This is a genomic window from Lysobacter sp. GCM10012299, assembly GCF_042649405.1.
Taxonomy (GTDB): domain Bacteria; phylum Pseudomonadota; class Gammaproteobacteria; order Xanthomonadales; family Xanthomonadaceae; genus Lysobacter_J.
This window is the reverse complement of record NZ_JBHRZC010000007.1, coordinates 138,296-161,950: the sequence shown is the minus strand read 5'-3', so window position 1 is coordinate 161,950 and position 23,655 is coordinate 138,296. Positions and strand designations below refer to the sequence as shown.

The following is a 23,655-nucleotide window of genomic DNA, read 5'->3' as shown; positions in this document are numbered from 1 at the left end:
CTTGGGCCGATGGCATTGCCCTAGGTTCAGGCGCGATTCTGGTCGCACCCCGGCAGCCCGGTCTATGCGATAGCACGGATGCCGCTCAGCAATGGAAATATGACCGTCACCTTGAGCAGGTGAACTAGCTGGGCCGGGGTACCTTCAGCTTTGCTGGTACACAATCTCGCCATCGTAGTACTCACGGAAACGTGTTCCCCCTATGGCCACGACCAATGCCAGCGAGCGTGCGCTCGCCCGGATCCGTATTCCCTCGAGCGCCTCGCGACTGTCGCGAAGCGCGCGCGCACGCCGCGCCGTGCTTCGTTACCTCGCCGTCTGGGCCGCCGTGGCCGCGCTGGCCCTGATCGCGCAGACCGTGGCGCCCGCCGCCAGCTGACGCGCCGCTTCCACCCCGGGCGCTGACGCCCCGGCCACTCCTGCCCCCGCCATGCGCCGTAGTATGCTCGCCGTCCCATCACGGTGGAGCGGCGGTATGACGGACATGGCGTGCAAGTCGAACTGGAAACGCTGGAACGGTCCGGCCCTGCTGCTGTCGTTACTGGCGGCGCTGGTGCTTGCCGGATGCTCCAGCGGCCCGGTGCGCCGTGTCTCCGAGCCCTCCGCGCGCATCCAGCAACTGACCGTCCGCGCCGACGGCAGCTGGTCGGCCGAGCTGCGCATCGAAAACTTCAGCAGCATCCCGATGCGCTTCGAGTCCGTCGACCTGGCCCTGAAGGTCGCCGATACCGCGGCCGGGAACCTTCGCGCGCAGCCGGGTCTGTCGATCGGCCCGGAGTCGGCCGATATCATCACCGTCACCGTGGCGCCGCAGGCAGCCGCCAAGCTCGCTGCCGCCGACGCGCTCGCCGCCGGTCGCAGCCTCGCCTACGAACTCAACGGCCGTATCGATGCCACGCCCGACCAGGGCAAGTTGCGCAGCTTCGAAGTCGAGCGCAGCAGCGCGCTGAGCCCGGCCCCCGGACTTCCCGGCGTTCTGCGCTGACCTTTCTTTCCCGGTAGTGCCGGATCGCCGCGCGGTGTCCGCCACTTCGCTTCCACTGACGAGATTCCAATGAGCAGTTACAACGCCCCCCTCGCCGACATGCGCTTCGTCCTGTTCGATGTGCTCGGCGCCGAAGCCCAGTTCCAGCGCATGGGCTTCAACGACGCCACGCGCGACGTGCTCGATGCCGTGCTCGACGAAGCCGCCCGCTTCACCGAGACCGTGCTGGCGCCGCTCAACGGCGTCGGCGACCGCGACGGTTGCAAGCTCGACCAGGCCACGGGCCAGGTCACCACGCCGCCGGGGTTCAAGCAGGCCTATGCGCAGTTCGTCGAAGGCGGCTGGTCGGGCCTGACCTCGCCCGCCGAGTTCGGCGGCCAGGGCATGCCGCACGCCGCCGGCGTGCCGCTGAAGGAAATGATCGACGCGGCCAACCTGGCCTGGGGCAACTTCCCGCTGCTGTCGCATGGCGCCACCGAGGCGCTGCTGCACCATGGCGAGGCCTGGCAGCAGGAAGCCTTCCTCAAGCCGCTGGTCGAAGGCCGCTGGACCGGCACCATGTGCCTGACCGAACCGCATTGCGGCACCGACCTGGGCCTGCTGCGCACGCGCGCCGAGCCGCAGGCCGACGGCAGCCATGCGATCACCGGCACCAAGATCTTCATCACCGCCGGCGAGCACGACTTCACCGACAACATCGTCCACCTGGTGCTGGCGCGCCTGCCGGATGCACCGGCCGGCAGCAAGGGCATTTCGCTGTTCGTCGTGCCCAAGCGTCGCGTCGACCGCGAAGGCAATGTCGGCGATGCCAACGCGGTGCGCTGCGGCAGCCTCGAACACAAGATGGGCATCCACGCCTCGGCCACCTGCGTGCTGAACTTCGACGGCGCCCAGGGCTACCTGATCGGCCAGCCGCACAAGGGCCTGGCGGCGATGTTCACCATGATGAATACCGCGCGCCTCGCGGTGGGCCTGCAGGGCCTGGGCCTGTCGGACCGCGCCCTGCAGAACGCACTGCGTTATTCGCGCGAGCGGCTGCAGATGCGTGCGCCAGCGGGGGCCATGTTCCCGGCCAAGCCCGCCGACCCGATCATCGTCCACCCGGACGTGCGGCGCATGCTGCTGACCTGCAAGGCGCTGGTCGAAGGCGGCCGCGTCATGGGTTATGACGCCGCGCTGCAGGTCGACGTCGCCCACCACGCTCCTGATCATGCCGAGCGCAAGCAGGCCGACGACTTCGTCGGTTTCATCACGCCGATCGTCAAGGCATGCCTGACCGAGTGGGGCGTGGAATGCACGTACAACGCACTGCAGTGCTTCGGCGGCCACGGCTACATCGCCGAGCACGGCATGGAGCAACTCGCACGCGATGCGCGCATCACCACGTTGTACGAAGGCACCACCGGCATCCAGGCGCTCGATCTGCTCGGCCGCAAGATCATGCAGTTGCAGGGCGCGGGCCTGAAGGTATTCCTGGGCCAGGTCGCGGCATTCTGCGACGCCCATGGCGATGACGCTTCGCTGGCCGATTTCATCGCGCCGCTGCGCGAAAAGGTGGCGCAGTGGCAGCAGCTGACCATGCAGGTCGGCAAGCACGCCGCCGCCAACCCCGACGAGATTGGTGCGGCGGCGTACGACTACCTGATGTACTCGGGTTATGTCGTGCTGGCCTACTGGTGGGCGCGCAGCGTTGCCGCCGCCGAGGCATCGGCGCAGTCGCAGGCATTCAAGGACGACAAGCGTGCGACCGCCCGCTTCTATTTCGCCCGCATCCTGCCGCGCACGCTGGCCCACGCGGCCGCCATCGAAAGCGGCTCGGCCGGTCTGCCCGAGCTCGCGGTCGACGTCGCCTGACGTCGAAACGTCTCCGCGACAGCTCTGGACTGCGGCCTTTCCCGGCCGCAGTCCTTGCCGCCGGTGAACGGCGGGTACACAAAATGTAAACAAAGGCGTATAAGCTGGTTTCCCAATGGAGACCGATAGAGCAACGCTTCGTTTGGTCAAAGCCGGAACCGATCTGGGGCCGGACACACCCCTCTTCGCTCCGCGCCCCGCACTCGACCGTCTCAATTCGGTTCGACTGCTCTCACTTGATGCGCACGGGCGGGTCCTCGACTGGATGAGCTGGCAGGACGCGACCTGCCTCTACGTGCGTGGCGCCGTCGCCTGGACACTCGGCGATCCGTGCCTGCAGGTGCATGGCGGCATCAACCGGATCAGCGGCGAGCAGAGCGTGATCGAGCTCCACCCGATCGTCGCCGCGCGCAGCCATGCCCGCACGCATGCACTCGATCCGACCCCTGCACTCACCAATGCCGCGCTGTTCGCGCGCGATGGCTACCTGTGCATGTACTGCGGCCACGACTTCAGCCGTCCGCATCTCACCCGCGACCATGTGATGCCGGTCTCGAAGGGCGGTCGCGACATCTGGGAGAACGTGGTCGCTGCCTGCTTCCACTGCAATTCGCGCAAGGGCAACCGCACCCCGCAGCAGGCGAGCATGCCGCTGCTGGCCGTGCCCTATCGGCCGAGCTGGGTCGAGCACCTGATCCTGTCGAACCGCAACATCCTCGCCGACCAGATGGCGTTCCTGCGCAACCAGCTGCCCAAGAACGCTCGACTGCAGGCCTGAGCGGCTCCAGCCCCGATTCGGGGCCTCCAGCAGGGTCCAAACCCATCCAACCCCCGTCCGGAGCGTGATGCGCTTCGCGCTTTGCCGCGCCCGTTCCGACAACCTAAATACACACCTGACACAAAACGCTCACTTTCGACGCGTTGCGCGCGTTGACGAGTGTCAGGACCTCCGCAACACTCGCGAACCATTGCAATTGAAACGGAAGCGACGATGCGCCTGACCCTTGGTCTGACGGGCATGGACCCGGCCACGGAGACCGCCCTGCAGGCGGCCTTCCAGGCCGCCAACGGTCGCCTCGGCGGACGCTGGCAAATGTTGCCGGACACCCAGGCTGATTATGTCATCGTCGACATGGACAGCATGTACGGTCCGATGAGCTGGCTGCGGCTGCACGCCGCCGGCAAGAGCGTGATCGCGCTGACCGTTTCCCAGCGCAGCCAGACCGACTTCCGCCTCGCCAACCCGTTCGATTCCGGCAGCGTGGCAACGCTGCTGCGCGAAATCGGGATCCAGGCCGGCGTGTCGTTCGACGAAGCGCCCGCCGCCCCGGCGCCCGCGCCGGTCGTGGCAGCTGCGCCGGCTCCGACGCCCGCTCCGGCTCCTGCGCCTGCTCCCAGCGTCGCCGCAGCGCCGCCGGCGGCTCCCGCGCCAGTTGCTCCGGCGCCAGTTGCTCCGGCACCGGCGGCAGTCGAAGCCCCGGCCCCCGTGGCCGCGGCAGCGCCTGCACCGGCTGCCAAGTCGGCCGCGACCAGCAACGACTCCCTGCTCGACTGGCTCGCCAACGACCGCCTCAAGGGCCGCATGCGCGTCCGTGGCGACGAGGTCGTGCTGATCGACATGGAGCAGCGCGTGTACCACGGCCCGGCCGGCCTCAAGGCGCTGGCGCCGCTGTTCGAAGGCAAGCTCACCACCGGCGATTTCATCTCCGTCGACGCCAACACCTGGGACGCCGAAAGCGCGCGCCTGGGCGCGGCGATGCCGCTGGTCCGCCTGGTGTGGTTCGGCAACCTGCTTGCCGGCAAGGGCGCCCTGGCGCCCGAGCACGATCCGCAGCGCCGCTACCAGATGGTCAAGTGGCCGCAGACCGAACGCGACTACCCCAAGCACTTCCGCATCGCCACGGTGATGATGAAGGGCCCGGCCCTGATCCCGGAGATCGCCGAAGCCAGTGGCGTGTCCGTGGCCGAGGTCGCCGACTTCATCAATGCCAACCTGGCCACCGGTTTCGCCGAAGTCGAGCGCGAGCCGGAACCGCTGGAAGCCGGCAAGTCCGGCAGCGGCCTGTTCGGTCGCCTGCGCGGCCGCTGACAGCCCCGTCACGACGAAAACTGAATGCTGCGCCTTGCCCGCCCCCGACTGGGGCGGGACAATGGCGAACTTGCCGTCTGATAACGTCGTGATGATTGACCCGCAGCGCTATCCCCGCCTTTCCCGGATCGAGGTCCCCGCCGATCTGCGCCAGTTCCCGGAAGAGGAACTGCCGGCCATCGCCGAGGAACTTCGTGCGTACCTGATCGAACAGGTCGCCCTGGTCGGCGGACACTTCGGCGCCGGCCTTGGCGTGATCGAACTCACCGTCGCCCTGCACTGGCTCTACGAGACGCCGGTGGATCGCCTCGTGTGGGACGTCGGCCACCAGACCTACCCGCACAAGATCCTCACCGGACGCCGCGACATCATCCACACCGTCAAGCAGAAGGACGGCGTGGCGCCGTTCCCGAAGCGCGAGGAGAGCGAGTACGACACCTTCGGTGTCGGCCACAGCTCGACCAGCATCTCGGCCGCGCTGGGCATGGCGATCGCGCTGCAGCAGATGGGCGACGAGCGCAAGGTCGTGGCGGTGATCGGCGATGGCGCGATGACCGCCGGCATGGCGTTCGAGGCGCTCAACCACGGCGGCGGCATGGACCCGGAGCCGAACCTGCTGGTGATCCTCAACGACAACCAGATGTCGATCTCCGAGAACGTCGGCGGCCTCACGCAGATGCTCGGCCGCCTCACCGGCAGCCGCACGCTCAACGCCATCCGCGAGGGCGGCAAGCGACTGCTCGGCGACAAGAACAAGCCGGCGGCGAAGTTCGTCAAGCGCTGGGAAGAACACTGGAAGGGCATGTTCGTGCCGTCCACGCTGTTCGAGGAAATGGGCTTCCACTACACCGGCCCGATCGACGGCCACGACCTGCCGGCGCTGCTGTCCGCGCTGAAGGTGCTCAAGACCCTCAAGGGTCCGCAGCTGCTCCACATCATCACCACCAAGGGCAAGGGCTACGAACTCGCCGAAGGCGACCAGATCGGCTACCACGCGGTCGGCCCGTTCGATCCGTCGACCGGCCTGGTCAGCAAGCCCGGCGCCAAGAAGCCGACCTACACCGACGTCTTCGGCGAGTGGCTGTGTGACATGGCCGCGGCCGAACCCAAGTTGCTCGGCATCACCCCGGCGATGCGCGAAGGCTCGGGTCTGGTGCGCTTCAGCAAGGAATACCCACAGCGTTACTTCGACGTCGCCATCGCCGAGCAGCACGCGGTGACGCTGGCCGCCGGCATGGCCTGCGAAGGCGCCAAGCCGGTCGTGGCGATCTACTCGACGTTCCTGCAGCGCGGTTACGACCAGCTGGTGCATGACGTCGCCATCCAGAACCTGGACGTGCTGTTCGCGCTCGATCGCGGCGGCGTGGTTGGCCCGGACGGCGCGACCCATGCCGGCAACCTCGACCTGAGCTACCTGCGCTGCGTGCCGAACATGGTGGTGATGGCGCCGTCGGACGAGAACGAGTGCCGGCAGATGCTCAGCACCGGTTACCACTTCCAGGGCCCGGCCGCGGTCCGCTATCCGCGCGGCACGGGCCCCGGCGTGGCCGTGCAGGCCAACCTGGACACGCTGCCCATCGGCAAGGCCGAGCTGCGTCGCCAGGGCTCGCGCATCGCCCTGCTCGCCTTCGGCGCAATCGTGCCGGCGGCGGAGAAGGCGGCAGAGGAACTCGGCCTGACCGTGGTCAACATGCGCTTCGTCAAACCGCTCGATCGCGCGCTGATCCTGGAGCTTGCACGCAGCCACGAAGGCTTCGTCACGCTCGAGGACAACGTCGTCGCCGGCGGTGCCGGTTCCGGCGTCGCCGAACTGCTGGCCGCCGAAGGCATCGCCATGCCGATCCTGCACCTGGGCCTGCCGGACGAATACCAGCACCACGCCAGCCGCGAGCAGCTGCTGGCCGAGGCCGGGCTGGATGCCGCCGGCATCCGCGCTGCCGTGCTCAAGCGCTGGCCGTTGCTGCTCAAGCCGCAGCCGCAAAGCGCGTCGCTCTGAAACCCGACGGCCCCGGTTCGAACCGGGGCTGTCCGCATCGGTTTTATTGCGAAAACCGGATCGCCGCTAACATGCGCGATCCGGTCGAGGACCAATCAGGAATCGTGTCGCCATGAAGTCGCGCTCGCTTGCAGCGATATCGCTCGCGCTTGCCCTGTCGTTCCCGCCGGCATACGCGGCCGAAGGCGACCCCGGCATCCTTGCCGTGATCGAGTCGTTCCGCACTTCGATCATCGACAAGGACAGGGAACGTTTCCTCGACCTTTTCGTCCAGCAGGATGTTCCGTGGCAGAGCGTGCTCGACGACAAGTCGCTCGCGCAGGTCCAGGCCAAGCACCCGGAGGCGATCAAGGCCAGATTCAAGAAGGAGAACACCCCTGTCGCCTTCATCGACGGCATCGTCGCCAGCAAGAACCGCAGCGAAGAAACCTTCTCGAACAGCAAGATCGATTCCGACGGCGAAGTGGCGGCCGTCACGTTCGACTATTCGTTCCTGTCCAATGGCAAAAGCACCAACTGGGGCAAGGAATGCTGGCTGATGGTCAGGACCGGCGCGGGCTGGAAGATCACGACCGTGGCCTACTCGGTCACCCTGGCGCCCCCCCGCCTGACCGGCGGACCTACGGTGCTGGACTGGCGATAGCCGACTCGCCCGGTTCCTCGACGGAGTAGCCGCGCGCGCGCAACTGCGCCGCGTAACCGTCGGGCTTGAGCAGCTCGCGCATCGGCAGCACCGCCAGGCTCACGCGGTTGTTCTTCAGTGCCAGCTCGGCGGCGTCCAGCCAGCGTTCGCGCACCTGCGCCTCGATGTCGCCGGTGCGCTTGCGTAGCACCGCCGCCTGCGACACCGCCTTGATGCAGGCTTCGTTCTGGTCGGTGTAGGGCAATGACTTCAGGGTCGCGATGTCACCGACCGCCCAGGCGTTGGCGCGCTCGCGCATCATCTGCAGGTCCGACTCCAGTCGCTGCATGGTCTTGCCGAAGCAATCGACGTCGTCGAGCTTGGACTCGCGGAATTCCTGCAACGCCACCTTCGGGTCCTCGATGAGGATGGTGACGCGCGTGGTCGTCAACGGCACCTTGTGGCGACGGGCCATCTTCTCGACCACCGGCGACACCATGCCGAACTGCTTGAGATCGTTGTCGTCCATGGCTTCGTTGTAGAGCTCCAGCGCCGCCAGCATCGGCCGCCACTCCTCCACGCTGCGATCGTTGCCCATGTACTTGCGCTTGAGCACCAGCCAGCGCGCGTACATGTCGGCCGGCACAACCTGCTGCAGGGTCTGACCGTCGGGGTTCTTGCGCGCGCTCAGCGCCTTGGGCGCGAGCAGCAGGCGCTGGAAGATGCCGAGCTTTCCGTCGATGGTCACGCTCGGCGCCTGGATCACTTCCTGTGCCTGGGCGATCACGTTCTCGACGTCGCGCGACTCCCACTCCATCCGCTTCGGCAGCGGTGACAGCGTGCCGAGCACGTACAGCGTGTGGTCGTCGCGGCGGACCTTCCACATGCCGGGCCCGGGCTGGACGCCGCTGACCACGAGCGTTTCCATGTCGCGGATGGGCGGCAGCGGTTCCTGGGCGCTGACAGGCGCAACGGCAAGCAGGATCGAAAGCGCAAGCAATGCGGGGGCAAGGCCAAATCGCATATCCACTCCGTTGGGAACGATGTCCGGCGGATCGATGATGGACCACGGCCGCCCCCCGTGTGAAGGAGGCGAGAACTGTTCGCTGGCGCGGGGCGAATACGATCGGACCACACGCACTCCAACCCAGGGACGATCGCGCACATGTATTTCAATCACTGGACGGCCTGCCTCGCATCGATGGCATTGCTGTTTTCCGCGCCGGCGCTGGCACAGGATGCCGACGAGCTGGCGAAGCAGCTTTCCAATCCCGTCGCCAGCCTGATCAGCGTGCCGTTGCAGTTCAACCATGACGAAGGCATCGGACCGGATGACGATGGCAGCAAGACGTTCGTCAATGTCCAACCGGTGGTTCCGGTTTCCATCAGCGAAGACTGGAACCTGATCTCGCGAACCATCGTTCCGATCACCTACCAGGAGGACGTCGTTCCCGGCGCTGGATCGCAGTTCGGGCTGGGCGATACGCTGCAGAGCGTGTTCTTCTCCCCCAAGGCGCCGACCGCATCGGGGTGGACCTGGGGCGTCGGCCCTGCGCTGTACCTGCCGACCGCGACGGACGACCTGCTGGGTGCGGAAAAGTGGGGCGCCGGCCCTACCGCGGTCGTGCTCAAGCAGACCAAGGGTGGCTGGACCTACGGCGCGCTCGTCAACCACGTCTGGTCGTTCGCCGGCGACGACGACCGGGCCGACTTCAGCAACACCTTCCTGCAACCGTTCGTCGCGAAGGGACTGGGCCAGGGCCGCACCGTCTCCGCGAACCTCGAGTCGACCTATGACTGGAAAGCGAGCCAGTGGACTGTCCCCATCAACATCGGCTACAGCAAGGTCAGCAAGATCGGCCGGCAGATGGTGAGTTACCAGGGCGGTATCCGCTACTACGCGGAAGCACCCGACAATGGCGCCGACTGGGGACTGCGCTTCACCTTCACCCTGCTCTATCCCGAGAAGTAGCCGCCCAGGCGCGACAGCACGGCCGCCACGTCACTGTTCGCGTCCAACAACTCGAACCCTTCCCAGACGAAGCCCGGCGACACCGTGCACGCCACCAGTGCGTACTCGCCCAACGGACGCGCCGCCTGCCAATGCCCTGCCCGCACCACGTGCATCGGCATGCCCTTGCCGCTCTGGTCGAGCGTAGTGGTCGTGAGCGCGGCGGTGTCCGGATCGAACTCCAGCAACTCCAGCGCATCGCCCTCCTGCCAATGCCAGCACTCGTCCGCATCGACCCGGTGCCATTGGCTCACCTGCCCGCGGCAAAGCAGGAAGCGGATCGCGGTAAGTGCAGGCCGCTGGATTCCATTCGCTTCCACGCTGGTTCCGGAAGCGTAAACACGCCGGAAGTAGCCGCCCTCCGGATGTGGAGTGAGCTGCAGTTCGCTGATCAGATGTTCCGCGCGCGGATTCATCGGCACATCGTAGCGTGGTCGGGCTGTCCCACCAGCACGCCACGGTTGCGGGGGATGTTATGGCCAGGTGTTCGCCTGGCGCCCGTTTCCTCACGCTGGAATTTCGCCGGACGCAGTACGCTCCTCCTACCGGTCCGGTGACGAAGAGCAGATCTTTTCATGGTCCCTCCACGAACCTGATCGGTCGACGATGGCATGCCCTCGGGCTGCCGTCCGCCGGAGGGTCGCGAGCCTCTCAGCGAGGCCCGCGGCCCTTTTTATTGCGCGCGGTTGCGGCCGGCAAGCGGCTCGCCTAGTCTCGTCGCGGGGCCCGGCCAGGGGGCGGATCGATCCATCGGGACTTGCCGACTTGAACAGCGCCTTGCACGCCATCGCGTACGTAAGCACGGCCACGCGCAGCCTGCAGCCCGCCGAAATCGACGGGCTGTTGCTGGACGCGCGCGGGTTCAATGCGATGTCAGGCGTTACCGGCGTACTGCTCTTCAATGGCCAGCAGTTCTTCCAGTACTTCGAAGGCCTGCCTGAAAACGTCGACGCCGTGTACGGGCGAATCCGGCAGGCGCGCAGCCATACCGACATCCGCGAACTGATGAATTCAGCCGTCGGCCACCGTCAGTTCGACAGTTGGCACATGGGATTCTGCAACGCGACGGCGACCACGCTGCAGGAGCTGGCGCAGGCGCGCTGGGAAGAGTCGATCCCGATCACCCGAAGTTCCTACGAGCGAACCGACGGCATTGCCCTGCTGGTGCATTACTGGAGCAAGTGGCAAGCGCAGAATCCGGTCGCCCCGGCCTGAGTGCGGCATGTCTCAGGCCAGGCGGGGCAACACGAACGCGAACGTCGCTCCGACCAGCATGCAGATCAGCGCCACCCACCACAGCACGATGCTGCCCATGCGCAGGCGCGTGCAGGCACGGGCCAGCGCTGGATCGCTCGGACACGGCAACCGTCGCGCACGCCACAACAACCCGCCGGACAGTGCGAGCAGTACGGACGCAAGACCGAAGACGCCTGCCTTGTGCTCGGAAAGCCAGACCAGCTGCGGCACTGCAGTGACAAGGCCAGCCAGCGCCGCACCTGCACCGACGGCGACCATCACAGCAGGCAGGACGCAGCACACCAGCGTGCCGCTGCTAGCGAGCAGCGTCAGCATCGCGACGCCGAGATTGCGCTTCAGGGGAGCGCGCGCGTCTGCCTCAGTCATGGCCCTTTGACCCGTTGGCGAATCGCATCGAGCGACTCCTCGGTGCGGCGGATCGCCACGACGGTATAGCCCGCGTCGGTGATGGCCTTGCGCAGCGTGGCGTCGTCGATGTCACTCCCGTCCTTGAGGTGCACGGCAACGATGCGGTGCTCGAGGCTGACGAAAACGGCGTCGGTTGCCGGAAATGCCTTGAGCGACTTTTCGATGCCCTGCGCGCAGAAGGCGCACACCAGGCCGTTGACATCCATCTCGATGGTGGCGGCCGAAGCCAGCGAAGACACGGCCAGCAATGCGGCCGCGGCCAGCACCTTGAGGCGATTGGATTTGATGAGTTTCATGGAAGTGGTGTCCGTCAGAAATTGAACATGGCCATGGCCTGGACCTTGCCGTCCGCGGTGGCGCCGATCTCGACCCAGGTGCCGCCCTTGAAGAAGCGCAGGAGGAAGGCGGTTTCGGTTCCGTCGAACAGCCCTCCGGTGTAGCTGCGCCCCTGGACGACGAACCACGTCGCAAGCGTGTTGTAGTCGTGCTTGTACGGCGCCCAGCCCAGCTGGAGCGTATCGATGCGGTGCGAGAAGTGATCGCTTTCCTGCAGATCGGAGCGGAACGCGCCATACACACGCCGCGTTTCGTAGTCGGCCTGGAAACCGGCATTGCGGGCCAGGTCACTGCCTTCGAAGTCGTTGCCGGTGGCGCGACCCAGGCCACCCCAGACAAAGACGTTGGCCTGGGCGGCCGGCAGGTTCCAGCGTTTGGCCAGCAGGTTGCCGCGCAGGTAGGTAACGTGCCGCTGCTTGCTGCCGTCCTCGCTCTGCAGCTCCAGCCAGCCGCCACCCACCGAGTACCAGTAACGTGGGGCGTAGAACAACTGCGCCTCGTTCATGGTGCCGGCGCCGTACTCGACCATCACGGTCGTGCCTTTTGCGAATGCGATGGGTTTGGCTGCCGCCGCCAGGGGCAGGAGCCCGAGCAGCATGAAAGCTGCCCACTGTTTGTGTGAGTTCACGTGTATGTCTCCGGGATGCCGCACGAGGCGGCGCCGGGGCGCGCATGCGCCCGCTCTTGCTACGGAGCAATCAGGTGATGGGTGGCCTGAAGGGCGTGCCGGTCATGCCCGTCCGCAGCATGGGTCCGCGCCACGGCGTCGCTGCGACGGCAGGCGGAACATGGGCGACCAGGCGCGGCAGCTGGGGCAGGCATGCCGTACCCAGGCACGCCGACAAGTCGCACGATCGGACATCGCAGCAGTCACAGGGTGACTCGCCGGCGCGATTTGAACGCATCTCTTCGCAAGGCATGTCGGACTGCATCGGAGCATCTGCCGCTGCTGCGGCCACCGCCATCGCTTCGGCAACGGCCCGTGCCGGGGCAGCCACGCCTGGAATTGCCAGGCATGCCACCAGCAGCAGGTGCAGTACGACACGATGGGATGGGCGCCAGCGCATGCGCGCAGTCTACTCCCGCCGGGGAAGCGTTCCATACCCTCCCCGCGCCGGAACCTTGGACTTCACGAGGCGAAGCCGTACCCTCGGCAACATTCGACCGTTGGCCCTTCCAGGAGGACGCCATGCGACCGCTCCGGTACTCCATCAACATCACGCTGGATGGCTGCTGCGACCACCGTGCAGGCATGGCCGACGAAGAACTGCATCAGCACCACGCCCGCAATCTCGCACAAGCCGATGCCCTGCTCTTCGGCCGGGTGACTTACCAGATGATGGAAGACGCGTGGCGGGAGCCGGCGGAGACAGGCGTGGTGCCCGAGTGGGCGGAACCCTGGGTGATGCCTTTCGTCCATACGATCCACGCAGCCAGGAAATACGTGGTCTCGAGCACCCTCGACCATGTCGACTGGAATGCCGAGCTCCTGCGCGGAGACCTGCGGGAATCCGTGCAAGCGCTCAAGCGCGAGCCGGGCAAGGGAATTTTCGTAGGCGGCGTGACGTTGCCGTTCGCCCTGGCCGAGATGGGCCTGATCGACGAGTACGAGTTCGTGGTGCAACCCAGGATTGCGGGCCATGGGCCCACGCTGTTCGCCGGGCTGTCGAAGTATGTCGACCTGAAGCTCGTGGGCAGGCACGAGCTGGGCTCGGGCGCGCTGGCGTTGCGGTACGTGCCGAAAGGATGACTCGATGCAATGGTCGGGACGGCCGGATTTGAACCGACGACCCTCTGCCCCCCAGGCATGTGTCGTGACAGACGTAAGCCGATGATCCGGAAAGGTTTCAGGGCCGAAGTTGACCCGCCAATCTCGCCCGCTCCGATCAATATGGATCAAGGGGTTACAACTGGATAGGGTGATGCCCGCTAGGTAGTAGCCGCCTGAATCGGCATATGCTTCGCTGGCGCCAGCCGGCGCGCGCACAGGGGGCTAAACATGCCAGAGCATGGAAACAAGGGTGACCAAGGCGGCCATGTAGATCGAGGTGGCCACGTCGATCGGGGTGGGCATGTGGATCGAGGGGGACACGTCGACCGCGGCGGGCACGTCGACCGGGGTGGCCACGTCGATCGGGGTGGGCATGTGGATCGAGGGGGGCACGTCGACCGGGGTGGCCACGTCGACCGTGGCGGCCATGTTGATCGAGGTGGGCACGTCGACCGTGGCGGCCATGTTGACCGAGGTGGTAATCCAGGCGGCGGCGGTCGAGGGGGCTAACCCGACGGTTCTACGGACGATTGACTCGTGATCGCGGCTCCGGCCCAGCCGACCTTTGGAGAAGTAACGGCAACGCCCTTACAGTTGGAGCAGATGACTGTTAATCAGGGGGTCGTTGGTTCGAGTCGAACTTCGGGCGCCATATATGTAGGGCTGCGAGAGATCGCGGCCCTTTTCTTTTGTCCAAAATTCGGCAATCTGTCCAAAATCCAGTCGCCAAGGATGAGCCTGCGTGGAACCGAAAGCACTCATTGACAGCGTAATCACGGAGCTAGACCGATTCAAAGGCACTGGCAATCATCAAATCTCCGTCGAAGCCATGAAGCGCTACATGGAAGGGATGAAGGCTAGCGCCACCACCTCTCTGGAGGAACGGCGCATAGCGCACGAAGGCTCCCTGGCCCAGTACTCGGCCACGACTCAGTACAACCTAGAGATGTTCAAGTCGGTAATGGATGCCGGAAGGAACGCAATCCAAGCACTGCTGATCATTAACGGCGGCGCGGTTATCGCTATGCTGGGCATGCTGAGCAATCTAGCAGGGAAACCCACTGGCGACGTATTGGCGCGCCTCCTCGCACTGCCGCTGCTTCAGTTCGGCATAGGCGTCTTACTCGCGGCGAGCTGCTACGCCGTCCGCTATTTCAGTCAGGCGTGCTATGCAGAAGCCCCCGAAGAAGGTGGCATCTGGTTCAAGGCCGGCCAAGCACTGACTCTGGCTGCGATCCTTGTTGGCATCAGCGGTTACGTGCTCTTTGCATTCGGGATCGCAAATTCCTATACGGCGGTTCGCATAGCATTCGGCTCCTAGCAGGCCGTCACTCGCTGCCTAATCCGGGCTGAGTTCGCCACCGCCCATCGTTCAGCCCAGGCCATGGCCAGCTCCTGCGATGGGGCTGGCGCGGTCCGCTCCCGCTTCACGTCGAGGTGCCAGTTGACGGTCGACACGTCGTTGTGGAAGGCCACCACGGCCACGGCCGTCGATCCACAGTGCAGCCAGCGTGTAGTCGCCGGGCCGCTGATCGAGCCCTGCTGCCAGGTGAAGTCGGGTGGGATGGGCTGGCGCAGCATTGACAGATGGAAGCACTCCGCCTCCAGCTAGGCGACTCGGCAGTTGCTGTGGTCGCCGGCTAGGAACTCCTCAGCGGCCGCAGACATGGCCTGCATAAGTTGACGGTCAGCGAGATTTTCCATCTTGGCGATCTGGTGAGCGCCAGGCTCGTCGAGGACAAAGATCAGAAGGAAGTCGCCGTCTGGTCGCTTGACATAGACAAGGACGCGATCGCTCGTCTTTCGGCCTTTACGGCTTAGGATCTTCTGCCATCGCGCTAATGCGGCCGTATGGCTCGGTGGTAGATGACAATGGCGCAACACCCACTGCTCGCCGTTTACCCGAGGAGCCGTATATGCGGAGTCCTTTCCGAACCAAGGACTAAGGTATTCCCGAGCCTCGTCTTCTTTCCACCACGAAAACTCATCGACGAGAATTTGCACGTCGATTCCAGCGTCATCCGCGGTGGCTCGAAACTCTTCGGTTAGATAGATCGCCATCCCTGCGCTTGCTCTACTCAGGAGTCCCGAGGGAACCGAGCGGCGAACGCGCGACGTGCTCCAGGCACCGAAAAGAGTTGCGAGTCTGCGAGTCGCGAAAATGTACTCAAGGAGGCTTCGGTGCGCTCAGCGCTGTGAAGCTGCACAGCCTGCTCAAAAGAGAGCCCTCGCCGGCAAGCCTCAACGTTGTTTTCGTCATGGAACTCTATCGCGGCGATCAATGACTCGAGGGCACCCATCACGGCGCGAATCGCTTCAATAATTCGGGTGTGAGCCTCATGCAGGCGCAGCTTGTCCACTCGCGAAACATCCGAGATGGAATGGATTTCCTTTTTGCCATCCAAGAACATGTGGATCTTGTCGGACAGTTCAGCACGCAACGAACTGAACCTATCAACCTCTTCCAGATCCGCATCGAGGAACTCACCGGCTGGAAGCGGCGACGTGCGAATGTGGCCAGCCATGTTCGTAGCAAATTCTGCGACGTTAGACATTTCTTCTGTCTTTTCGCGCATCCAACTTAGGATCTTTTCGAGCTCCGCATTTGTTTGTGAGCAGGGCTTAAGTACGACCCGCTCAACGCTACGCGCTTCAAGGGTCGCCATTCGCGAAAACGAGCCAACTAGCTGGCTCAAAAATCCTGCCGATTGATCCCTATGGTGGGTCAGGCAAGCTACGGCATTCATGCCAATCTCCCGGTGGGGTCCGACCCCATAACCCAAAAGTTTACACATAGTTAGCCGCCATAGCACAACCGGCCTGCAAGTCAATGCTGAATGTTGTGGATAAGTTTAGGCTTAGATCCCGCGCAGCCTTGACCAACGTCGGCTCACCCTCCCCGGCCTAGGAAGCCTCTAGGCGGTGGCGGGCTGGCTTGGGCGCCCCCCCCTGACCTGGCCATGGCCGGTCGACGTTCGGAGCGCGTTGGGTAGATTAAGGCCCCGTCGACGGCGAACCCCCTTTGCAGGTTGGCGCCGGCCCATGGCCGGGCCTGGGTGCCCCGGCCATTCATCAAGAACGCCCGTACCGTGACATGAACCGAGTTCACTGAGGGTCTTCAGCCGCTCGCCCCTGTCTCAACGCCACCCTCACTCGCCTAGCGTCCAAGTGACTCACGTGCCCCAAGATCCTCAGCGAGCCGATCAGGGCCGCACGAACAACGCCGACCTATCCGTTCGTAGGCCCGCGGTGATAGCGGCGGCAATTGCTCTCGTCCTCATAGCTGCGTACTTGGACTCTTGGGCTTTGCGCCACCACGCGGTAGACGTCGCGCTCTTCGTGACAGCCATAGCAAGCCTCATCTTGACCTGCCTTGCCGCGTGGCTGGCAATGCTTCCCCGCTGGGTTTTGGTGCTAGCGCTAGCGCTACTAGGCTTGGCAGTTGCGATTCTGTTCTCGATTTCCGCAGAGCTGCATTGAACCGCACGACGCTGATCGTCTCGAAGGTGGCCGACTATTTGTAAGACAACGTTGGCTAGGGTGAGGTCCCGCCATCGGCCCAATCCCCCGCAGGTTGGCGGAGGCCTTATGGCCGGGCTCGGTTGGGCCCGGCCATCTCACCTTGCCAAGTGGATTCCGCCATGCCTGTGATTACGCACCTCGCGGACCGTAGTCGCCGAACGACGCGCCGGCGCATGGCCAGGGTAATGGTGACCGTTGTCATCGCCGTAACCCTCGTCCTGACCGCCTACTCGCATGGCTGGGCGTTGAGCCGCGGCATGCCCGACGTGGCATCAATCGCGACGGCGATCGGATGCATCACTCTGGTGTGCTTGGCTCTACTGGCCGCAGCTCTTCGCCTTTGGGCGTGGACCTTTGCGCTGGCGTCCTTAACCCTCGCCCTTGTGCTGCTGTTCTCATTCACGGCGGTGTTCTATTGAAGGTTGCCGACGGGCTGGACGATACGCAGCCCCCTCGCCATCAAAGCTCGCCGTCCGATGGCGCACCGGGGGTACAGTCACCGCCGCGTCAGTAGATCTTCTCAACGATGATCAACATTGGCTTCGTATGCTCCGCGTTGGCGTATGTGACAGTGACGTCGGCAGTGGCACCAGGCTTGTACATAACCTTGCCCGCGTCTGATGGGTTGGCAAAGATGATCCGGGTGCGAGTCTGAACGAGCTCGTCGATCGTACCGGCCCACCCCTTAGTTTCCGAATCGCTGTCGGAAGCCCTGATCTTTAGCTCAACCCGCTTGTACGTTCGATCCTGAGAGTTGTCCTCAGCTTCAATTGACTTGGGCATACGCTTGATCGTCTCGGGCGACACAATCTCGACCGCCTCATCATCGCCATCATTCAATTCTAGGCCGGCGTTAGGTTGGCCGCGTGACGGCGCGAAAAGCTGTACGCCAGCCTTTGCCGCGCTCTTTTTCTGCTGCTGGGAAAGAGACGACTCAACCGCCTTCTGAAATTCGTCAGGGGACGTCTTGTAGGCTTCGGCACCGATGGTGAGGATCACATTATTGTCGCCGTTGACCGAGATCAGGCCCGCAGGCGCAGCCGCCTTTCCCTTGGCCAGCTGCCACCACGCAATACCTGAGATTCCCAATGCAACGAGGAGGACGCCTGCGACCCAGCCCTTCACCACGGTATCTCCGTCTTGATTTTTGGCGACGAATGAATCTCGTATATTGCTGAGGAATTTGTGGTAGTCCTCTTGACTTCCAAACCCAAGCCGAACCATCGTATCTTCGATTAGCGAGCCATCCTCGATCCCGGTAACAAGCAGCTCTGCGCTCGTTACCTGCACGCCGGTCAGATTCTTGATGGCCTTTGGGAAGTGCGCACTGACAATACGCTGCATTCCCCTGAGGGACTCGATTACATCCTCAACCCGGACGGGCTCTGAGGTCGTGAAACGGACCCTGTTATCGAGAAGTACGACAAATTCGTCCTGCGCCATGAGGCCCTTTCCGTGCACTTGGAAGGGGCCACTGTAAAGGTTCCGCGACGCCTTGCGAGCATCCCCAGCCTCACCCGAGAAATTTCCTCAGCGCTACTTGTGCGCCAGCTGGCTCAACTCTCAAGGAGGTTGCCGCATTTCCTTGGAGAAATTGGCAGACGTGTAGATCCGCTCCCGCCTGTCCACGCCCGCCCCGGCGCCCATCGTGTACCGAATCGCCACCGTCTTCCCCTCGAAGGAACTAAATATTGGCCGCATGTCCGTATGGTCGTTGATCGTCAGGATCGCCCTACCCTTTAGGCCAGCCAAGGTGCTGGCCAGCGCCTCGTACTCATCGAGGCCGAACTCGCCGCCGTAGCCCTCAACTTGCCAGTACGGCGGGTCCAGGAAGAACAGCGTGCCGGGGCGATCGTACCGGGCGATGCACTTCTGCCACGGCAGTTGCTCTATCACCACGCCGTGCAGGCGCAGATGCGCGGCGCTGAGGTTCTCCTCCAGCCTCAGCAGGTTGATCCGGTGAGGGCTGGCGTGGTGCGTCCCGAAGGCCTGCCCGGTGACCTTACCGCCGAATGCCAGGCGTTGCAGGTAGAAGAACCTGGCGGCCCGTTGGATGTCGGTCAGCGTCTCGATGTGCTGCAGCTGCGCCCAGCGGAACATCTCGCGCGAGGTCAGCGCCCAGCGGAACTGCCGGACGAACTCGCCCAGGTGGTGTGCCACGACCCGGTACAGCCGCACCAGCTCTCCGTGCGTGTCGTTGAGCACCTCCACCTTGGCCGGCGCCTTGGCAAACAGTACGGCCGCGCCGCCGGCAAACGCCTCCACATAGCAGGTGTGTGGCGTCGCCTCGACCAGCGGTAGCAGGTGGGGCAGCAGGCGGGTCTTACCGCCAGGCCAAGGGAACATTGGCTGACTCATGGCACTGAACTCATTACCCAGAAGACTCGCACGCAGCTTTGGACCGATCCGCAGTCACGCGAGCCGAATTCGCCTAGACCACCACCGCGAAATCGAATCACGATCAACCAACCAAACTGACAGAGGGAAGCGTCGATGCAGGCGCTGTCAAATCGAGCGACCGCAATCATTGCCATAGTAGCGATCACAGCAGCTGTCCTGTACTTCGTGCTCCCTAACAACTTGGGGTCAGACGCGACTCACAGCTCTTTGATCAATACGGAATCGCTACCACCGATTCAACTTCAACACTCCAACCCTTTCACGAACGCAGCGGCCGAACGCAATCGCAGCACGTTCGATGTCAAGGTTTTGGGTCGACGGGCCTATGCGATCAATCAAACTTTTGAGCCCCCTCATGGCGACGCTGCCGAAGTAGTCGCGAGGCTATTACCGGCTGCACAGGCGGGCGATGAAGTGGCTGCATTCAACATCTACCTCAAGATCGCGGCCTGCCGTAACGAACTCGATCAGGCTCGAAGAGAGGCGCCCGATACCGCTCCCCAAGCTCTCATCTCTTCAGAATGCCAGTCGGTCTCGCCCGAGCGCTACGGCGAATACATGCGATGGCTTGAAACTTCGGCCGAGCAAGGGTACGTCCCAGCACAACTACTCTACGCAGTTGACTCCAGGGCAATAGTTGGGGACGCGCCGCAGATGCTGGGCAATCCCGAAGCTGTTGCTACCTACCGCAATAAGGCGATGCGATATCTACACCATGCAGTTGCAACGGGAAACGTCGACGCATTGCGCGGCTTAGCCAGCGCATACGGAAACGGTGTGCTTACGAAGCGGGATCCCGTGACGTCCTACGCATACTCCATTGCAGCCGAAACGGCACAACCTACCGAACTGCCACCGGAGATCACACGGAGAGTGCGAGACAACCTTGAACACGGCATGACACAAGAAGAGATCAACCGAGCAACCACACAAGGGAGGAAGATCTATGAGGCGTGCTGTTCGCAGTAAGCGTGTTGCAGTTGGGGCTACTTTGGCCGTTGCCATTGCCGGTGCAATCTGGGCTATTGCAGCGATCAAAGGGCCGTGGATGTGCAGCAATTGTGCAGTGAGCACTCCATACCCAGATGGCGCCACCGACCAGTTCCTCAAAGGCATATTGCCGATCTATGGTTTCCGATGGACCGAGGCAGGCAACACCTTCATTGTCTGCAATGGCGAGTTTTGCGGCCAATATCTCGTCACGGATTCCGGTGACGTCTATGGGACCAAGCGTGACAAGCAGCAGAATGGGAGCGTTCCAGGCCGGGGCGGTGGTGGTCGAGAGGGTGGCGGCGCTCGAGGTGGCAGTGGCGGCGGATGCGTCGGAAGCTGCGGGACCGGCCCCGGTAACGCGGGTGGCGGGAGTGTCTATGTCGGAAAAGACGAAAAGCTCCCCCCCACCAAGCAAAAATAGTTCGACATGCAAGCAGTTGCTAGAGAGCACCCGTGGTGATGCACGTAGCTCCCGCGCGAACACCAACACTCCAAGCGATGCGTAAAGAGAAGGCCCCAATTGGGGCCTTTTCGCTGCTGCCGTCCCTTCGAACACTCTGGCGGGCTAGCTCACCACATGAAGCCCGTCCCCGGGCCGCCCTTCACTTCAAGTACTCGAGGTAACCCCGATAGGCCTGCTGCGCAAACGCGGCCGTTGAAATGAGGATCCCCAGATTCCCCGTTCCGGTGGCCCCCGCGGCCACGAAAAGCGGAGACGCATGTCCTGCCGCCTGGTCGGTCGAAGACAGCATGCCCGCGGACAACATGTGCCACTGGGATTGCCCGCTTCGCTTCACCTGGATTGATTGCGATACGACCCGGCTGACCCCGCCAGCCAAGGTGACGGTACCCCCCAATGCGCCTGTGGTCCCGCTCACGAACTTCCCGTACACGACGGCGCCGCCCATGCGTCGCCCGGTATCGAACTCGGTGTTGTCGGCCACGTTCTGGGTGATGGGGAGCCAGTCGCTCCAAGCACCCTCGGCGCACTTCATCAGGTACCGACTGGGAGTGTTGCCCGTGCCTGCACCGACTAAGTGCACCTCGATCACGAGGTTCTCGTGCCCCGCGGTGTTCTGGTAGACGCTGATGTAGCCGGCATATTTTCCGCCCGGCAGACCGGTTCGCTCGGCTGCCGGAAGGTAGTCGCGGAAGAAGCTCACGAACGCGGCGCCTTGCTTCGCCAAGTCGCGAAGGCTCTCCCCGTTGTTGATGATCCGCTGCCCCTTGATCAACAGCGGATTGTTGACATGGGGCATCGCGCCGGCGAAGTACGCATCGACGGCGGCGTTGATCATGGCCTGAGTCGAATCGGCCGCCGTGCCAATGTTGGGATGCTCGACGGGGTCGAGCAGCTGGTCGACCGGGATGGGGAGGTCGCCGCTGGTGAGGTACCGCCGCCACGGCGACCAGTTCGCGGCCACCGTGGCGTCGATCGTATTGCGTTGCCACATTTGCGGCTCGGCGCTGTTGCCACGGTTGATGGCGACTTGCGTGACTTGCGCGGTACCGGGTGCCCGGAACACCAAGACCTGGAGGTTACCTTCCACGGCGGGCGGGCCATTGGTGGCCGTGTTGTTCACGCCCCAGAGCCCGGGCGTGATCAGGTTATCCCAGTCGATCGCGCCGTAGGCCGCCTGGGCAACACGAGGGTTCCGAATCGTCTGGCCAAGCAGGTCCGCTTCCTTCAGACCTTCGACCCATACCGCCGCTTCGCGCACATAGGCCTTGCCGTCCGTCGGCGCCTCGACCACGGTCCCGGGATCCTTCAGCCGCACCCAGCCGTAGGCCGTGGCGCCAACCGTTCCTGCGCCGCTGGCGCTGCTGGTGAACCGGCCGCCCCGGTTGGCGGTGCCTTCGGTGACTACAACGTAGGCGCCGATCAGCTCATCCCAGTCATCAGAACGCTGGTCGCGGGTCCATGCCCCTGCAGCCACCACCCACAAGCCGGCGTTGACGTCCGCAATGGGGTTGCCGGCTACGTCTTGCGGGGCATACAGCACCACTTCGCCGTCGGCGGTCTGCACGTCATCGACCACCAGCAAACCCGACAGGCTCGCCGTGACCGCGGTCAACGCCAGGCGGACGGCTCCCTTTGACTTCTGCCCGGTGAGCAGCTGATCGACGTAACTGGAGCGAACCGCGTCATTGCCCGACTGCGGGTCGCTCGTCACCTGCACCCGCGCGAAAGTTGGCGCGCTACCGGCTCCGATGTCCTGCGCCGTGCCTATCGTTGAAATGCCGTTAGCGACGGCGACCGTCGTCTGGTTCGGTACCGGCGCCACGCCTCGAACGTAACGCGCATCGCCATCTGCCAGGGACAGCAACGGGCCGTGATTCGAATAGGCCTTGTACGCGGACAGTAACGATCCGTCGCTCGGAAACAGAATCCCTGGTGGCTGGGTGGCAGACCCCGTGTTGACTGGGGCTAGCTCGATTTTGGTGTTCCCCACGGTGGCCAGCACCGTGAGTCCAAACTGGACCCCTCGCCCAGAGGCGGCGCGGTACTTTCCCCACAGGCCGCTGCTCGTGCACACGAACTGGCCAAAGGCGACATCCGAGCCACCCGAGCGCGCGCCGGGCTCCGCAAAAAACGAAATGTCGATCGGTCTGGCCGACGTCGCCGCAATTCGAATCGCCTGTACCGACGACGCGTAAGTGCCAATGGCCACGCAGGTCACCACCAGATCGAAATACTGCGAGTGCGTTCCTTCCGGGATATTCCAAGAGCAGATCTTGAACCAGTTCCCCGATGTGCCGGAGGGGAGAGACTGCGACAGCGTCTGCGCCTGGTAACGGTTGTCGGCAAACCCAAGCGGCACGGCGTCGCCCGGGTCGACTGGATCGACCAGGTGGGTCAGGTGGGCGTTCCCCGCGGCATCCTCAAAGTGACGCTTGATGCCGTCTGCGTACTGCAGGGCATTGAGCATCACCACACCGGCGACGCCGGACTGGATCACGTGCCCAATGCGGACTGCGAACGCGCTGTCAGGTGTCCCGAAAACCAGACCGCCGGCCGCCCCCAGAAAGATGCCCGCCCCGTTGCCGGCCGCGCCGGTATCGACCCCGATCAACACCAGGTCGGGCAAGATTGGCCCGCTGTCGTTGGCAGCGATGGCGGTGGTAACGAAACCCGCCACCCCGCTTTCGCCTGCGCTGTTGGCGGCGCTAGGAACCGCGTACGCCACGCCGCCATCGCTGCGGGTCAGGCGCACCGGAATCGGATTGGCGGGTGAACCGGGAATGGCGACGCCGTCGGCGGTGATCATCGCCGCGCCGACCCCGAGTGCTTTGACATTCAGCTCCTCGAGCGCGCCTTGCACCTGCGTTGCCGAGAGGCCGGAGATTGGCGCGACCGAAACATCGGCGGCGTGAGAGTCGAGTTGCTTGCTGGGGATCTTGCTCATGGGC

Annotated in this window: 24 protein-coding genes; 13 read left to right on the top strand and 11 right to left on the bottom strand. The window is 64.1% G+C overall.

Features of this window, described 5'->3' with window-relative positions; translation table 11 throughout:
- Window positions 1-202: 202 nt before the first annotated feature.
- From ACFOPO_RS16750 to ACFOPO_RS16720, 7 genes are all read left to right on the top strand, one after another.
- Window positions 203-379: a hypothetical protein gene (locus tag ACFOPO_RS16750; protein ID WP_241920033.1), complete on the top strand. Its 177-nt coding sequence runs from the start codon at window positions 203-205 to the stop codon at window positions 377-379.
- Between the two features lie 105 nt (window positions 380-484).
- Window positions 485-985, top strand: coding sequence for an LEA type 2 family protein (locus ACFOPO_RS16745; protein ID WP_386704753.1), 501 nt, complete (start codon window positions 485-487; stop codon window positions 983-985).
- Between the two features lie 69 nt (window positions 986-1,054).
- Window positions 1,055-2,839 carry an acyl-CoA dehydrogenase C-terminal domain-containing protein gene (locus tag ACFOPO_RS16740; protein ID WP_386704693.1) on the top strand — a complete coding sequence of 595 codons (1,785 nt, stop codon included), beginning with the start codon at window positions 1,055-1,057 and terminating at the stop codon, window positions 2,837-2,839.
- Between the two features lie 163 nt (window positions 2,840-3,002).
- Complete coding sequence (locus ACFOPO_RS16735; protein WP_386704751.1) at window positions 3,003-3,617, top strand: HNH endonuclease; 615 nt, start codon at window positions 3,003-3,005, stop codon at window positions 3,615-3,617.
- Window positions 3,618-3,830: 213 nt separating this feature from the next.
- A complete protein-coding gene (locus ACFOPO_RS16730) occupies window positions 3,831-4,928 on the top strand; it encodes a hypothetical protein (protein WP_386704692.1) in 1,098 nt (365 codons plus the stop codon).
- A gap of 91 nt (window positions 4,929-5,019) precedes the next feature.
- Window positions 5,020-6,924, top strand: coding sequence for a 1-deoxy-D-xylulose-5-phosphate synthase (gene dxs, locus ACFOPO_RS16725; protein WP_386704749.1), 1,905 nt, complete (start codon window positions 5,020-5,022; stop codon window positions 6,922-6,924).
- A 112-nt stretch (window positions 6,925-7,036) separates the two neighbouring features.
- Window positions 7,037-7,567 carry a nuclear transport factor 2 family protein gene (locus ACFOPO_RS16720; RefSeq protein WP_386704691.1) on the top strand — a complete coding sequence of 177 codons (531 nt, stop codon included), beginning with the start codon at window positions 7,037-7,039 and terminating at the stop codon, window positions 7,565-7,567.
- Here ACFOPO_RS16720 and ACFOPO_RS16715 read toward each other — a convergent pair.
- Window positions 7,545-8,570 carry a TraB/GumN family protein gene (locus ACFOPO_RS16715; protein ID WP_386704690.1) on the bottom strand — a complete coding sequence of 342 codons (1,026 nt, stop codon included), beginning with the start codon at window positions 8,568-8,570 and terminating at the stop codon, window positions 7,545-7,547. The two genes, ACFOPO_RS16720 and ACFOPO_RS16715, sit on opposite strands and share 23 nt — an antisense overlap.
- A gap of 141 nt (window positions 8,571-8,711) precedes the next feature.
- On the opposite strand from ACFOPO_RS16715, the gene ACFOPO_RS16710 reads away from it, so the two are divergent.
- The gene (locus ACFOPO_RS16710; protein WP_386704689.1) at window positions 8,712-9,518 is read left to right on the top strand and encodes a transporter; all 807 of its coding nucleotides are present in this window, start codon (window positions 8,712-8,714) and stop codon (window positions 9,516-9,518) included.
- On the opposite strand, the gene ACFOPO_RS16705 is transcribed toward ACFOPO_RS16710, so the two are convergent.
- Window positions 9,503-9,973 carry a cupin domain-containing protein gene (locus tag ACFOPO_RS16705; RefSeq protein ID WP_386704688.1) on the bottom strand — a complete coding sequence of 157 codons (471 nt, stop codon included), beginning with the start codon at window positions 9,971-9,973 and terminating at the stop codon, window positions 9,503-9,505. The two genes, ACFOPO_RS16710 and ACFOPO_RS16705, sit on opposite strands and share 16 nt — an antisense overlap.
- Before the next feature lie 349 nt (window positions 9,974-10,322).
- Here ACFOPO_RS16705 and ACFOPO_RS16700 point away from each other — a divergent pair, with 349 nt between their 5' ends.
- Complete coding sequence (locus ACFOPO_RS16700; protein ID WP_386704687.1) at window positions 10,323-10,772, top strand: BLUF domain-containing protein; 450 nt, start codon at window positions 10,323-10,325, stop codon at window positions 10,770-10,772.
- A 12-nt stretch (window positions 10,773-10,784) separates the two neighbouring features.
- Here the strand turns inward: ACFOPO_RS16700 and ACFOPO_RS16695 are convergent, their stop codons facing one another.
- From ACFOPO_RS16695 to ACFOPO_RS16685, 3 genes are read right to left on the bottom strand one after another with little or no spacing between them, the layout of a single operon-like run.
- Window positions 10,785-11,180, bottom strand: coding sequence for a hypothetical protein (locus ACFOPO_RS16695; RefSeq protein ID WP_386704685.1), 396 nt, complete (start codon window positions 11,178-11,180; stop codon window positions 10,785-10,787).
- Complete coding sequence (locus tag ACFOPO_RS16690; protein WP_386704684.1) at window positions 11,177-11,518, bottom strand: heavy-metal-associated domain-containing protein; 342 nt, start codon at window positions 11,516-11,518, stop codon at window positions 11,177-11,179. The genes ACFOPO_RS16695 and ACFOPO_RS16690 overlap by 4 nt, the downstream gene beginning before the upstream one ends.
- 14 nt (window positions 11,519-11,532) lie before the next feature.
- Complete coding sequence (locus ACFOPO_RS16685) at window positions 11,533-12,186, bottom strand: hypothetical protein (RefSeq protein WP_386704682.1); 654 nt, start codon at window positions 12,184-12,186, stop codon at window positions 11,533-11,535.
- A 561-nt stretch (window positions 12,187-12,747) separates the two neighbouring features.
- On the opposite strand from ACFOPO_RS16685, the gene ACFOPO_RS16680 reads away from it, so the two are divergent.
- Complete coding sequence (locus ACFOPO_RS16680) at window positions 12,748-13,308, top strand: dihydrofolate reductase family protein (protein WP_386704681.1); 561 nt, start codon at window positions 12,748-12,750, stop codon at window positions 13,306-13,308.
- A 243-nt stretch (window positions 13,309-13,551) separates the two neighbouring features.
- On the opposite strand, the gene ACFOPO_RS16675 is transcribed toward ACFOPO_RS16680, so the two are convergent.
- Window positions 13,552-13,794 carry a hypothetical protein gene (locus tag ACFOPO_RS16675; protein ID WP_386704680.1) on the bottom strand — a complete coding sequence of 81 codons (243 nt, stop codon included), beginning with the start codon at window positions 13,792-13,794 and terminating at the stop codon, window positions 13,552-13,554.
- 277 nt (window positions 13,795-14,071) lie between these two features.
- On the opposite strand from ACFOPO_RS16675, the gene ACFOPO_RS16670 reads away from it, so the two are divergent.
- Window positions 14,072-14,650 carry a hypothetical protein gene (locus ACFOPO_RS16670; protein ID WP_386704679.1) on the top strand — a complete coding sequence of 193 codons (579 nt, stop codon included), beginning with the start codon at window positions 14,072-14,074 and terminating at the stop codon, window positions 14,648-14,650.
- Window positions 14,651-14,937: 287 nt separating this feature from the next.
- Here ACFOPO_RS16670 and ACFOPO_RS16665 read toward each other — a convergent pair whose 3' ends face one another.
- Window positions 14,938-15,390 (bottom strand): type II toxin-antitoxin system YafO family toxin, encoded by a 453-nt coding sequence (locus tag ACFOPO_RS16665; RefSeq protein WP_386704678.1) that lies wholly within the window; start codon window positions 15,388-15,390, stop codon window positions 14,938-14,940.
- 17 nt (window positions 15,391-15,407) lie between these two features.
- Entirely contained in the window at window positions 15,408-16,076 is a 669-nt protein-coding gene (locus ACFOPO_RS16660) for a hypothetical protein (RefSeq protein WP_386704676.1), read from the bottom strand.
- Window positions 16,077-17,036: 960 nt separating this feature from the next.
- On the opposite strand from ACFOPO_RS16660, the gene ACFOPO_RS16655 reads away from it, so the two are divergent.
- A complete protein-coding gene (locus tag ACFOPO_RS16655; protein ID WP_386704674.1) occupies window positions 17,037-17,270 on the top strand; it encodes a hypothetical protein in 234 nt (77 codons plus the stop codon).
- Window positions 17,271-17,358: 88 nt separating this feature from the next.
- Here ACFOPO_RS16655 and ACFOPO_RS16650 read toward each other — a convergent pair whose 3' ends face one another.
- The gene (locus ACFOPO_RS16650; RefSeq protein ID WP_386704672.1) at window positions 17,359-18,294 is read right to left on the bottom strand and encodes a hypothetical protein; all 936 of its coding nucleotides are present in this window, start codon (window positions 18,292-18,294) and stop codon (window positions 17,359-17,361) included.
- A 120-nt stretch (window positions 18,295-18,414) separates the two neighbouring features.
- Window positions 18,415-19,209, bottom strand: a complete 795-nt coding sequence (locus ACFOPO_RS16645) for a DNA adenine methylase (protein ID WP_386704671.1) — start codon at window positions 19,207-19,209, stop codon at window positions 18,415-18,417.
- 135 nt (window positions 19,210-19,344) lie between these two features.
- Here ACFOPO_RS16645 and ACFOPO_RS16640 point away from each other — a divergent pair, with 135 nt between their 5' ends.
- Window positions 19,345-20,220, top strand: a complete 876-nt coding sequence (locus ACFOPO_RS16640; protein ID WP_386704670.1) for a hypothetical protein — start codon at window positions 19,345-19,347, stop codon at window positions 20,218-20,220.
- Between the two features lie 626 nt (window positions 20,221-20,846).
- Here the strand turns inward: ACFOPO_RS16640 and ACFOPO_RS16635 are convergent.
- The gene (locus ACFOPO_RS16635; protein WP_386704669.1) at window positions 20,847-23,651 is read right to left on the bottom strand and encodes a pyocin knob domain-containing protein; all 2,805 of its coding nucleotides are present in this window, start codon (window positions 23,649-23,651) and stop codon (window positions 20,847-20,849) included.
- Window positions 23,652-23,655 lie beyond the last annotated feature (4 nt).